Raw genomic sequence first — 12,266 nt, forward strand, 5'->3', positions numbered from 1 at the left:
GTGAGCACAGTACATCAGCATATGAAGCCTGCACTCCACAATGCGATGTGGCCTGGTCTGGTTGGAAAAGGGCCAGACTCCGAGCCACCGATTGACCTTGAGACGATGCTCGACCTTACTGCTGCAGCAGAGGTCGATGGCGTCAAGTTCGATGGTGTCGATCTGTTTCTGTCGCTTCCTCATGTCGACATCGATTCGACCAAAGAGGATTTGGTGCGCCTTACGGACGGAATTGCTAAGCGAAATCTTGTGATTGGATCGATGGTTGCGCCGGTCTGGCCGCCAACTGGCGGCGGTTCGGCGATGGGTTCGGAGGAGGAGCGGAAGAGCTTTCTCACGCAGGTTCGAAAGGCTTGCGAGATCGGGAAGACACTGCGCGAGATTGGCATTCGCCGCTACGGAGTGATTCGCATCGACTCCGCTACAGGGCCTTCCGAGTGGGCGAAGGATCCAGTAGGTAATACGAAGCGGATTGCCAAGACGTTCCGTGAAGCTTGCGATATCGCCGAAGGATATGGAGAGCGTCTCGCGGCAGAGGGTGAGATCTGCTGGGGAGCGATGCATAGCTGGAGGCGAATGGTCGAGTTGCTCGAGATGGTCGATCGTCCCAAGATTATCGGCTTTCAGGCGGATATGGCTCACTCGCTGTTGTATACGTTGGGTTATAACGCTCCGGAAGATCGGTTGTTGCCGGAAGACTTCGACTGGTCGAGCGAAGAGGTGTTGATGGCTGCGCTGCGAAAGCTGACCGATGCGCTTCGTCCGTGGACGATTGACTTTCATGTGGCGCAGAACGATGGAACTGTTCATGGAACAGGCTCGCACGATACGACTGGAAGACATTGTCCTGTGAACGATCCGAACGGGAAGATGGACATCGTCAAGGTCGCTGGACTTTGGATGCGGGACGCGAGTGGCGCTCCGACCAAGGCTTATCAACATATCTGTTGGGATGGTTGCATGTTCCCCAACGCAACCATGACGTCTGCGCAGACGTGGCGAGATGTACTCGGGACGTTGATTGCGGTTCGCGACGCTCACGGTTGGGACTAAGCGGACGCAAGGAAAATTATGGCGAAGAAGACTTTGAATATCGGCCTGGTTGGATATGGATTCATGGGCAAGACGCATTCGAATGCGTTTCTCCAGGCTCCACGCTTTTTCGATCTTCCTTATCAGCCGGTGTTGAAGGCGGTCTGTGCGCGCAATGCGGAGCGAGTGAAGGGCTTTGCCGAGAACTGGGGTTATCAGTCGGTTGAGACGGACTGGCGTGCGCTCATCGCGCGCAAGGATATCGATCTGATCGACATCGCCAGCCCGAACGATACTCATGCGGAGATTGCTATCGCGGCGGCGAAGGCCGGCAAGATGGTTCTCTGCGAGAAGCCTCTGGGACGAACCGCGGCGGAAGGCAAAGCCATGGTCGATGCCGTGAGTGCCGCGAGTGTTCCGAACATGGTCTGGTACAACTATCGCCGCGTTCCAGCTCTGGTGCTGCTCAAGCAGTTGCTGGAGGAAGGGCGGTTTGGCCGCATCTTCCACTATCGTTCGCAGTTCCTGCAGGACTGGACGATTTCGAGCGATCTGCCGCAAGGAGGCGAGGGGCTTTGGCGTCTGGATGCTTCGGTTGCCGGCAGTGGAGTTACAGGCGATCTGCTTGCGCACAACATCGATATGGCCTTGTGGCTGAACGGGCCGATCTCCGAGGTTTCGGGGATGACCGAGACCTTCATCAAGGAGCGCAAGCATAGCCTCACGGGAAAGATGGAGGCTGTCAGTATCGACGATGCCAGCTCGTTTCTGGGGAGATTCCAGAATGGATCGACTGCGCTGTTTGAGGCGACGCGTTATGCGCGTGGTCACAAAGCTCTCTTTACGTTGGAGATCAATGGCGAGTTTGCCTCCGCCAAGTGGGATCTGCACGATCTGCATCGTCTGGAGTTCTTCGACTACCGCGATGAGGGCCGTTTGCGAGGGTGGAGAAGCATTCACATTACGGATGGCGATCATCCTTACATGAAGAACTGGTGGGTTCCGGGACTGCAGATCGGCTATGAGCATACTTTCATTCACCAAGTTGCCGACTTTCTTCGCGCTGTGGGCGAGGGTAAGGCTGTCGCTCCTACGTTTGAGGATGGCCTGGCTTGCGATTATGTAACGGACGCAGTGCTTAGTTCCGCAAAGACAAGACAGTGGGAAGCAGTGCCTTCGGCGCAGCCGAAGTAAGTGCAGTTGAACTTCTAAGGAGCGTGACATGTCAGCTAAATCCGTGGTCTCTCGTAGCATGATGGCCGGCACCTCGTTGGCGTGTGCGATTTTTGCCGCGAGTTTGGTCTATTTGCCTGCTCGCTCGCATGTCGCTGCGCAGCAGGCGGCTCGTCCGGCACAGGCGGGTGGACGCGCTCCGGGCGGCGGATTCTCTCAGCCTGAGCCGATTGACTTTGAAGATCATGAGGGCTGGACGCAGATCTTCGATGGCAAGACGATGAACGGATGGGACGGGACTCCGGAGGTCTGGCATGTTGAGGACGGCGCGATCGTGGGACAGTCCAGCGATGCGCATCCTTCCGGGACGACGAATATTATCTGGCGTGGAGGCGATCCTGGGAACTTCCGGCTCAAGTGCGAGATGAAGCTGGAGGGCGCGGGCGCGAATGGTGGAATTCAGTATCGCAGCCAGAATGTTCCGCCCAGGCCGAGAGTGATTCCTCCGGAGAGACTTGCGCAGATGACGGACGAGCAGAAGGCGCGCATGAAGAAGATGGAGGAGGCCGGCCAGAAGTATGCCAAGTGGAATCTGGAGGGGTATCAGGCTGACTTCGATTTCAATAATCGCTATACCGGCCAGCTTTATGAGCAGGGCACTGGGCGGGGCATTATTGCGTGGCGCGGTCAGATGGTGGCTACCGAGCCTGGGAAGAAGCCGCGGTTGCTCTCCAGTGTGGGGAATCCTGACGATCTGAAGGCGTTTATCAAGCCGGGTGAGTGGAACCAGTACGAGATCGTTGCGGACGGCAATACTCTGGTTCATATCGTGAACGGGCATGTGATGGCCGTGCTGGTCGATACCGATCCGAAGTATGCGCAGGCCAAGGGCTTGATTGCCTTTGAGATTGAAGGCGGTGGAGATCTGAAGATCCTGCACCGCAATGTTTGGCTGAAGAAGCTTCCTTAGGGCTTGTATGTTGGGCTCTGTGGCACCCCTCCCCCCGGTTAATTGGCGCAAATTCTTCATTGCGGTGGGGGTTAGGGTTGGACCTTCTGCGGCCTTTCGGCTTGATGAGTTGGCAAAGAACTGTGGCTCTGCATTGGGCAGAGTCTTGCTGCTTTACTTTTTCTTCTCTTTTAATTGTAGCTACCGGAGCGTAACTAAAGTGCCACTCTTATCTGCTTCATGTGGTGGGGTTTAGTTGGATTTGGGGGTTGACATGGGGTTTTGCTGGGTTATTTGGGGATGTCGGTTGTAAGTGATGGGGTGGGGCGGTTTATGGATGGGACGACGAGCGAGTTCGATTTGGTGTTTGAACCTATGAGCGCTTAGGAGCGATTGGCGGCAGAGAAAGCGGTCGTGCTTCGCACGATACCCCACCCTATTTGCGATGAGACTGCAAAAAGGGTGGGGCACCCGCATTTGTGGAATGGGGGGTGATTGATGGGTGCTAGTGGAGATGGGTTTGGCTCGAGGGAGTTTTTGATGGAGCGGACGGGGCGGCTCTCGCAGGTGGGCGGTGTCACTCCTTTTGCCTATGCGGAGGGGAGGGCCAAGGGAGTTGCGACGGTGCGGGTGCGGACGGCGCGTGGGTTGGAGTTCTGGGTGGTTCCTGACAAGGGGATGGATATCTTTGAGGCGAGTTTTGGGGGCAGGTCGCTTAGCTGGCACTCTCCGGTGGGGATTGTGCATCCTTCTTATTATTCCAATCGCGGGACGGAGTGGCTCCGGTCTTTTGCGGGTGGGTTGTTGAGCACTTGCGGGCTTACTACTGCGGGCGCGCCGTCGGAGGATAACGGTCAGAGCCTGGGGCTGCATGGATCGATCTCGAATACTCCGGCGGAGCAGGTGAGCTGGTCGGAGGAGTGGGATGGGGATGATTGTGTGCTGGCTGTCTCGGGCAAGGTGCGGGAGAGCTCGGTCTTTGGAGATCATCTTTTGCTGCATCGGACTATTTCGACTTCGCTGAGTAGCGCGTCTTTGAAGATTCATGATGTGGTGGAGAACCAGGGGTTCAAGGAGTCGCCTCTTATGGTTCTTTATCACTTCAACTTTGGATTTCCTTTGCTGACGGAGCGCAGCAGGATCTATGGGCCGTCGCAGGGGGTTGAACCTATCGATGATTGGTCTGCGCGGAGCCTCGATGTGTGGGATCGGTTTGGCCCGCCGGAGGCGGGGGTGGGGGAGCGGGTTTACTTTCACCAGATGCAGCCGGATGTGGATGGGAAGGTGACGGTGGTGTTGGTGAGCGATGGGGATCGACCGGAGTTCGGTGTGGCGTTGCGGTATGACAGTGGGACGTTGCCGCAGTTTGTTGAGTGGAAGATGACGGGGACGAATCATTTTGTGCTGGGGCTCGAGCCTGCGAACTGCAAGATCTTTGGGCGTGCCGCGGAGAGGGAGCGGGGGAGTTTGCAGATGCTCTCTGTTGGGGAGAGGCGTGAGTTTCGATTGGAGTTGAGTGTGCTTGATGGGGTGGAGGCGGTGGCGGAGGCGATTCGGGGGAGTGTGGCTGGGTAGTTGTGATTCCCTAACTATCGGGTGATCAGGCGTCCTGAGGTTGGAGCACCTGGGCTGTCGGGGTTGGGGAAAGAAGGCGGTGGGTAGGTTCTACATCCCACCCTTCGCTAGAGACAGAGGCGCGAAGGATGGGGCACCCGGGCTGTTTGGTGCTTGGGTTAGGAGAGCGACCGCTAGAACAGGCAACAGCCAAAACAAGCAACGGCTAGAACAGGCAACCGCAAATGCAACCGCAGGTCCTTCGACTGCGTAACTCGCGATGAAGCTGCGAGTTACTTCGCTCAGGATGACAAATTTTTGGGTGTGTTTGTCTTTGTGGGGCGTGTCTATCCTTGTGGAGTGTCAGCCTTTGTCAAAAGTGTCTTCGTGGAGCGTCCGCCTTTGTTGAAGGGGTCTGTCCTTTGTGTAGCTTTCGTCTTATCAAAGGGTCTGTTCTTGTGGAGCGTTCGTCTTGGTGGGGACTTGTGCCTTGTGAGGTGAGCCTTCCTGGTTAGAAGTCCAGGTGGTCTATGTTGTCTTTGTTGATGATGAGTGGGGTGCCTAGGATGATCTCGGTTCCTCGCATTTGTAGTTTGCCCAGGCGGCCGGCGGCGATGGATGTTGCTTCTTTGGAGATTTGTTTTTGGGAGCTGAGCCAGCCTGCGTAGACGGTGAGGTATCCGAGGTCGCGGGTGTTCCAGAGGACGATGGTCTGGACTACTCCGCTTTTTACGTAGGGTTTGCAGATGTTGGGAAGTGAGAGGCCGATTACGTCCACGTCCTTGCGTCCGGACTGTTGGACTGCCTCTGCCGATCCAGGGACGGCGGGGGCGGAGATGTCCATTATGAGCTTGACCTGCGGGAAGACCTTGAGGATGGTCTGGGTTTGGGTGAAGGCCTTGTCGCGGTCGTCGTCGCTGGGTTGGATGGTGCTGAGGATGAGTTGCGGGTGTTTGGCGGCTACACGTTTTTTGATGTAGGCGATCCACTCGTTCTGATTCTCTGCGCTGAGCGCGCCGGTGATGATGGCGAACTGTCCTCCGGCTGGCATGAGTCTTGCTGCTTCGTCGGTGAGGGTATTGGCGATTCCTTCGGGGGTGGCTTGGTTGAGGAAGAAGTCGCGTGCGTCGGGCTCGGCGTCGGCGTCCCAGGTGAGGACGGAGATGCCGTGTTGTCGGGCCTTGCGCAGGACGGTGGAGATGCTGCCCTTGTTTTCGACGGCGACGACGATTGCGTCTACGCCGCGGGTGATCCAGTTTTCGACGAGCTCGTTTTGTTGCGAGGCGTCGAGGCTGGTGGGGCCGTCCCAGATGAGGTCTATGCCGAGGGCTTGGGCTGCTTCTTCGGCACCCGCTCGGGCGCTGATGAAGTAGGGGTCTCCTTTTGCCTTGGGCATGACCGCGATTACGGGGCGATGGTTTGTTGTGGCTGGGCGAGTTCCCTTTGGAGTGGATGAGTTGTTGCGGCTTCGGAGGGCTATGAAGGCTAGAGCGGCGACCAGGAGTAACGCTGCGATTGCGGCGATTTGTTTTTGGGTTTTGGGGCGTCGCTTCTCTTCTGAAGTTGTGATGCTGTTTCTTTTTGTTCTTAGGCGGTCGATGCTGACGATGGCTAACAGGAGTGTGCCGATGAGTACGCCGGTGAGCTCGGAGGGCAGTGCGAGGAGGTGCATGCCGTTTTGCAGGATGGAGAGAAAGAAGAGTCCCAGCAAGGTGCCGAAGAGGGTGCCGCGGCCGCCGAAGACCGATGTTCCGCCGAGTACGACGGCGGCGATGGCGGAGAGCTCGAAGCCGGTGCCGAGGTCGGACTTTGCTAGTCCCAGGTGGGCAACGTAGATGATGGCGGCGAGGCTGGAGACGATGCCGGAGAGGAGGTAGACGAGCGCCAATCGTCTTTGCACGGGGATGCCGGCGTAGCGTGCGCCCTCGGGGTTGAAGCCTATGGCGTAGAGGGCGCGTCCGATGACGGAGCGGTGGAGCAGGAGGGCATAGCCGATTGCTACCAGCAGGAAGATCGTTAGCTGGATGGGAATCGTATGCCAGAGGTAGCCCTGGCCGAGGAGTAGAAATGATTTTGGGAAGCCGGTGTAGCTTACGGCTCCGTGGGTGATGCCTTCGGCGATTCCGCGATAGAGGGAGTAGGTTCCGAGGGTCACGATGAGGGCGGGGAGCCTGAGGCCGGCGATCATGAGGGCGTTGAGTGCGCCGCTGGCTAGTCCTATGAGTAGGGCGATGAGGATCGCCAGGGGAATCGGTAGGTGGCCGGAGTGCCATGCGAGGCCGAATATGACCGCGGTGAGGCCCACGGTGGAGCCTACCGAGAGGTCGATGCCGCCGGCGATGATGATAGGTGTAAGCGCGATGGAGAGGAGGCCCAGCTCGACGCTGAAGCGGAGGATCTCGAAGAGGTTGGCGAGGGTGAAGAAGCCCGGAGCGAGGACGGAGAAGAGAGCTGCCTCTGCGAGGAGGGCGAGGAGGAGAATCCACTCGCCGTTTTGAAAGGAGGTGCGGCCAGCGAGGTTAGCGCGCGAGGGCTTTGATGGGTGCATTCTTCTCACGATGGCTGCCGAGGATGTTGAGGGTGATTGCACCGAGGATGATTGCTCCCTGGATGGCTTTCTCCCAATAGGCGCTGACTCCTAGAAATGTCAGTGCTGTGCCGATGGAGCCTAAGAGGACTACTCCTAGAACGGTGCCGAGGATGGCGGCGTAGCCTCCGGTGATGGCCGCTCCACCTACGGCTACGGCGGCGATGACCTTCATTTCGAGACCGAGGCCTGAGTTACTGGGTATCTGATTGAAGCGGACGGAGTTCAGCATTGCGGCGAGGCCGGTTAAGGCTCCGGTTAGGGTGAAGACTGAGAATGTAACTCTATTGGTATCGATTCCTATGATGCGGGCGGCTTGTGGGTTGGAGCCGGTGGCGAAGACTGCGCGGCCTACGGAGAGGAAGCGCAGGCTCCATGCGGTTAGGAGGACTAAGACGGTGACTCCGCTGAAGGTTATGGCGGTGTAGGTTGCCTGGGTGAATCCCATCCATTGGAATGAGGCTGGGAGGTTGCCGATCCAGGAGCCCTGCGTTTGCCAGCGGAGGGCGTCGCGAAGGGCCACCATCGTGGCCAGCGTGACGACGATGGAGGGGATGCGGAGGTATCCGACGAGGGCGCCGTTCAGGGCTCCGCAGGCGGCTCCGGTTAGGCAGGCGGTGGCTGCGCTGATTAGAGTGGGTGCTCCGAGGCGTGAGGAGAGGCCGGCGACGACGCTGCAGATGGCGAAGACGGAGCCGACGGAGATATCGATCTGACCGGTGAGGATAATCAGGGTCATGCCGAGGGCGATGATCATGACGGGTGCGTTCGCGAGGAAGAGGTCGGCGAGGTTCTGGCGGCTGAAGTAGCCGGGGGCTATGAGGGCCAGGGCGATCATCAGGAGCAGGATGGTCAGGGCTACGGAGAGCTCGCGGATGTGGGCTTTGATCATTGCGGATGTTCCGCCATGGTGTCGTGGTAGGTGTGGCCGAAGGCGAGGGACATGATTCTGGGTTGGGTGGCCTCGCCGCGGGAGAGGATGCCGGTTATGGTTCCGGCGTGGAGGACGGCGATGCGGTCGCTCATGGCGAGGATCTCGGGGAGCTCGGAGGAGATGAGGATGATGGCTACGCCGCGCTCTGCGAGCTGCATGATGAGCTCGTGGATCTCTGCCTTGGAGCCGACGTCGACGCCCTGGGTGGGTTCGTCGAGGATCATGATCTGTGGATGGATGGCGAGCCATCTGGCGAGGGCTACTTTTTGTTGGTTGCCTCCGGAGAGGGTTCCGGCGGCGGCGTAGATCGAGGAGGTCTTGATGCGGAGGCTGTCCGTGTGGTGGGTGGCGAGGGTGGCCTCTTTGTCGGGCGTGATCAGGCCGTATTGGGAGACGCTGCTTAGATTTGCGAGGCTGATGTTGGTGTCGATGCCCATCTCGAGGATGATGCCGTGCTGGCGGCGGTCTTCGGGGACGTAGGCTATGCCTCGTGCGATGGCTTCGGCTGGAGAGTGGATGTGGCAGGATTCGCCGCGTACTTCGATGCTGGAGGTAGATGGGGTGAGGCCGAAGAGGGTGCGGGCTAGTTCGGTTCGCCCGGAGCCTACGAGTCCTGCCAGGCCGAAGATCTCGCCGCTGCGGACGGAGAAGGAGATGTCGTGGAGTCCGGCGGAGGGGTTGTGGAGGCTGCGGACTTCGATGGCGAGGTCGCCGATGGGGACGCTGCGCTTGGGGAATATCGAGGCGACGGAGCGGCCTACCATGAGGTAGATGAGCTCGGAGCGGGTGACGTCGGCCGCGTTGCGGCAGGCGATGGTTTCTCCGTCGCGCATGACGGTGATGCGGTCGGCGATGGCGGAGATCTCCTCGAGACGATGGGAGATGTAGAGGATGCCTACTCCATCGTGACGGAGGCGGTAGATGAGGCTGAAGAGGTTGTCGACCTCGCGGCCGGTGAGGAGCGCGGTGGGTTCGTCCATTAGCAGGATGCTGGCGTTGGCGCCGATGGCTTTGGCGATTTCTACGATTTGTTGCTCGGCCATGCTGAGGGTTGCGGCGAGGCGCATGGGATCCAGGGAGGAGCCTACCGAGCTGAGCAGGTCGGTGGCCTGGGCTCGCCGCTGTTTCCAGTTCACACGCCGTGAGGAGCTTTCGCCCTCCAGGGCGAGGGCGATGTTCTCGGCGACGGTGAGGTGGGGGAAGAGGGATGGCTGCTGGTAGATGGCGGCGATTCCGAGGGAGCGGGCGATGTTGGGGTCGTTGTGGGGGACGATCTTGCCGGCGATCTCAAGGGTGCCGGAGTCGGCGGAGATGGCTCCAGTGATGATCTTGGTCAGGGTGGACTTGCCTGCGCCGTTTTCACCGATGAGGGCGTGGACTTCGCCTTGCAGGAGCTGCAGGGAGGCGCTTTTGAGCGCTCGTACGCCGGCGAAGTTTTTGGTGATGGAGGACGCCGTGAGGAGAGCCCTCGGAGGCGGGTTCTCGCGAAGTCGGCTGTCAGCTTGCAATGGCAATGCCATCCTCGATGCCTGGATTGAATCGGGAGAGCCCGGGTCCAACTTGCTTTGCTTTCTTGCGTACCAGTGTATGGGAGAGCTGGTTTTTTGATTTCGATGAGTGCTCGGTCTTCGTGAGACGTCTCACTATTTATCTGGATTCGTTGGTGGTTGTCAACTCTTCAGGATCGGAGGGCGGTGCTGGGAGTCCGGGTTTAGGGCGCGTGGGGCCGCATTTACGGGCTTCCTGGAGGCGGGCGCGGATTTCGCTATTTTGCGCGGGCGGTCTTTCGTATCGCTGCTGAATTTTTCTTCGGCTCGACGTAGAACGGGGTGTTCGAGGACTCGCGCGCGATGAGCGTGGCGGGGAGGCGGACCTTCTCGCGGGGTCCGTCTGCGGTCTCCTTGTCGATTCGTTTGAGGAGTACTTCGACGGCGCGGTATCCCATGTCGAAGGTGGGCTGGATGACGGAGGTGATACCGGGTTTGAAGAAGTCTTCCGCGGTGAGCTCGTCGAAGGTGGCGAAGGTGAAGTCGCGGGGGGTGCTGAGACCGACGGCGTAGAGGCTGCGGAGGGCGGCGAGGCCGGTGACTCCGTTGGTGGCGAAGAGGGCGGAGGGTCTTCCGGAGGGTCTTAGCAGACCGTTCTGGCAGATTCTTGCCACTTCGTCCTGCTCGAAGCTGCCGCTCCAGATGAGGGAGGGCTGTACGGGAATGCCGCCCTTCTTGAGGGCCTGGCGGTATCCGCGGAGCCTCTCCTGCTCGTTGTGGAGGGTGAGAGGGCCGGTGATGATGGCGATCTCGCGGTGGCCCATGCCCATGAGGTGAGAGATGCCCATCTCGGCCGCGCCACAGTCGTCTACGCAGACGGAGTCGACGTCGAGGTCCGCGGGGAGGCGGTCGAGGCAGACTACGGGCAGGTTGGAGGTGAGGGAGGCGGAGCGTTCGGGCGACAGGCGCTCGCCGCCGGCGGGGATGAGCAGTATTCCCTCGACCCGCTGGGCACGGAGGAGCGCGATCATATCGGCCTCGCGGGTGTGGCTGCTCTCGGAGTCGAGGACGATGAGGAAGTATCCGCGTTCGCGGGCGGCAGATTCGGCTCCGCGAATGATCTTGGGGAAGAAGGGGATGGTGATGTCGGGGACAACGATTCCCAGCGTGTTGGTCCGGTTGGTCTTGAGACTGCGGGCTATGAGGTTGGGCTGGTAGTTGAGGACGCGGATCGCTTCCAGGACCTTTTGCCGTGACCGATCGCTTACATTCGTCGAACCACTTATGACGTTGGATACAGTTCCTGCTGAAACACCGGCCAGTTTGGCCAGTTCCTTTTGCGTCGGCGGCATAATCGAAATCCTACATGACAGAGAAGCCCTCGAAGAAGCTGATTCCAGAGGAGCGAACGGGAATCGGCGAGGGTTTGGCCAGGGGAGGGATGAATGGTGCTTCCATTCGGTCCAGATATCGTTGCTGATGCGAAGTATTTCATGCCGGAGGGTGAAGATGGCGCTTGACACTAGTTTGCTTGGATACGTAGTATCCGAAACGAAATGAGACGTCTCATTTCGTTTCTTAAGACGACCTTTAGCTCCAATGCGGGTTTATGGAGTTGTTTGGCGGAGTTCTGGAGTTGAGCCAGATCTGGCTCAGGAGACTCAAAGGCTTGAAAGCTCAAGAAGGCCGCAGATTGCCATTCCTGTGGAAGCAGGGAATAATATCTCTGGCGATGGGGGTAGGTTTCGCCTGATTCAAGCGATCTGACGGCGCGATGTGCGATTCAAATTGGCGGTAAAGCGCCTTCGTGCCGAGGTGGGCAGTAAATTGAGGATTCCAGAAGGAGTGAACGTGAATCGACCTACAAAGGTAATTGCGCCTGCAGGACCCGCCAGGCTTATGAAGATGGTGCTTTGGGGAGTAATTGCTTGTGTTGCTTCTACTTCGTATGGGGTGAAGGCCTTTGCTCAGCAGTCGCCCCAGCCGACGCAGCCTCCTCCGAAGGAGCAGAACCAGCAGCACTCCACGGAGCTGCCTCCGGGGGCTGGCCGAGATACCGTCATGCGGGTCTGCAGCAAGTGCCACTCGCCGAATATCCTGGTGGCGAATCCGCGGGACCGGCAGGGATGGGAGGACACCATCACGAAGATGGCCGGGCTGGGCGCGATGGCCACCGATGATGAATTTACCGAGATTCTGGAGTATCTGGCCAAGAACGTCACGCCACAGGCGACTGCCAAGGTCAATATGAATAAGGCAACCGCGGCTGAGATGGAGAGTTCGCTGGAGCTCTCGGTGAAGGAGGCGGAGGCGGTTGTGAGCTATAGAACAAAGAACGGCGACTTCAAGTCCCTGGAGGATGTGAAGAAGGTTCCAGATGTCGACGCGAAGAAGCTGGACGCGAAGAAGGACCGGCTTACGTTCTAAGTTTGATCTCCGTGCAAAATATTTTGCTAACAAACAGCCTCGGCGATGCCGAGGCTGTTTGTGTTTGTGGCTGTGCGAGGGAATGAGAAAGATTGCTGGAGACCTTATACTGACTAGAAGCTA

9 protein-coding genes are annotated in these 12,266 nt (G+C 58.8%); 5 read left to right on the forward strand and 4 right to left on the reverse strand.

Annotated features, from left to right (window positions below):
- The 4 genes from HB393_RS05100 (at nucleotide 1) to HB393_RS05115 (ending at nucleotide 4,729) form a co-directional block, all read left to right on the forward strand.
- A complete protein-coding gene (locus HB393_RS05100; protein WP_345945043.1) occupies nucleotides 1-1,053 on the forward strand; it encodes a TIM barrel protein in 1,053 nt (350 codons plus the stop codon).
- A gap of 18 nt (nucleotides 1,054-1,071) precedes the next feature.
- On the forward strand, nucleotides 1,072-2,226 hold the full coding sequence (locus HB393_RS05105; RefSeq protein ID WP_213804050.1) for a Gfo/Idh/MocA family oxidoreductase: 1,155 nt from the start codon (nucleotides 1,072-1,074) through the stop codon (nucleotides 2,224-2,226).
- A gap of 28 nt (nucleotides 2,227-2,254) precedes the next feature.
- Entirely contained in the window at nucleotides 2,255-3,175 is a 921-nt protein-coding gene (locus tag HB393_RS05110; protein ID WP_213804051.1) for a DUF1080 domain-containing protein, read from the forward strand.
- A gap of 477 nt (nucleotides 3,176-3,652) precedes the next feature.
- Nucleotides 3,653-4,729, forward strand: a complete 1,077-nt coding sequence (locus HB393_RS05115) for an aldose 1-epimerase family protein (RefSeq protein ID WP_213804052.1) — start codon at nucleotides 3,653-3,655, stop codon at nucleotides 4,727-4,729.
- A gap of 490 nt (nucleotides 4,730-5,219) precedes the next feature.
- On the opposite strand, the gene HB393_RS05120 is transcribed toward HB393_RS05115, so the two are convergent.
- The 4 genes from HB393_RS05120 to HB393_RS05135 all read right to left on the reverse strand — a co-directional run bounded on the left by HB393_RS05120 (nucleotide 5,220) and on the right by HB393_RS05135 (nucleotide 11,068).
- The gene (locus HB393_RS05120; RefSeq protein ID WP_213804053.1) at nucleotides 5,220-7,256 is read right to left on the reverse strand and encodes a substrate-binding domain-containing protein; all 2,037 of its coding nucleotides are present in this window, start codon (nucleotides 7,254-7,256) and stop codon (nucleotides 5,220-5,222) included.
- Nucleotides 7,228-8,187: an ABC transporter permease gene (locus tag HB393_RS05125; protein ID WP_218623884.1), complete on the reverse strand. Its 960-nt coding sequence runs from the start codon at nucleotides 8,185-8,187 to the stop codon at nucleotides 7,228-7,230. The genes HB393_RS05120 and HB393_RS05125 overlap by 29 nt, the downstream gene beginning before the upstream one ends.
- Entirely contained in the window at nucleotides 8,184-9,743 is a 1,560-nt protein-coding gene (locus HB393_RS05130; protein WP_255550797.1) for a sugar ABC transporter ATP-binding protein, read from the reverse strand. Before HB393_RS05130 ends, HB393_RS05125 begins: the two co-directional genes overlap by 4 nt.
- Before the next feature lie 251 nt (nucleotides 9,744-9,994).
- Nucleotides 9,995-11,068 carry a LacI family DNA-binding transcriptional regulator gene (locus HB393_RS05135; RefSeq protein WP_213804055.1) on the reverse strand — a complete coding sequence of 358 codons (1,074 nt, stop codon included), beginning with the start codon at nucleotides 11,066-11,068 and terminating at the stop codon, nucleotides 9,995-9,997.
- 499 nt (nucleotides 11,069-11,567) lie between these two features.
- Between HB393_RS05135 and HB393_RS25615 the strand changes: the two genes are divergently transcribed.
- Nucleotides 11,568-12,143 (forward strand): helix-hairpin-helix domain-containing protein, encoded by a 576-nt coding sequence (locus HB393_RS25615; protein WP_213804056.1) that lies wholly within the window; start codon nucleotides 11,568-11,570, stop codon nucleotides 12,141-12,143.
- Nucleotides 12,144-12,266 lie beyond the last annotated feature (123 nt).

The organism is Granulicella sp. dw_53 (genome assembly GCF_018449545.1).
Classification (GTDB): Bacteria; Acidobacteriota; Terriglobia; order Terriglobales; family Acidobacteriaceae; genus Edaphobacter.

Excerpts from the sequence above, each read along its gene's own strand:
- HB393_RS05105 (WP_213804050.1), top strand. The coding sequence starts at position 1,072 with ATGGCGAAGAAGACTTTGAATATCGGCCTGGTTGGATATGGATTCATG.
- HB393_RS05110 (WP_213804051.1), top strand. The coding sequence starts at position 2,255 with ATGTCAGCTAAATCCGTGGTCTCTCGTAGCATGATGGCCGGCACCTCG.
- HB393_RS05115 (WP_213804052.1), top strand. The coding sequence starts at position 3,653 with ATGGGTGCTAGTGGAGATGGGTTTGGCTCGAGGGAGTTTTTGATGGAG.
- HB393_RS05120 (WP_213804053.1), bottom strand. The coding sequence starts at position 7,256 with ATGCACCCATCAAAGCCCTCGCGCGCTAACCTCGCTGGCCGCACCTCC.
- HB393_RS05125 (WP_218623884.1), bottom strand. The coding sequence starts at position 8,187 with ATGATCAAAGCCCACATCCGCGAGCTCTCCGTAGCCCTGACCATCCTG.
- HB393_RS05135 (WP_213804055.1), bottom strand. The coding sequence starts at position 11,068 with ATGCCGCCGACGCAAAAGGAACTGGCCAAACTGGCCGGTGTTTCAGCA.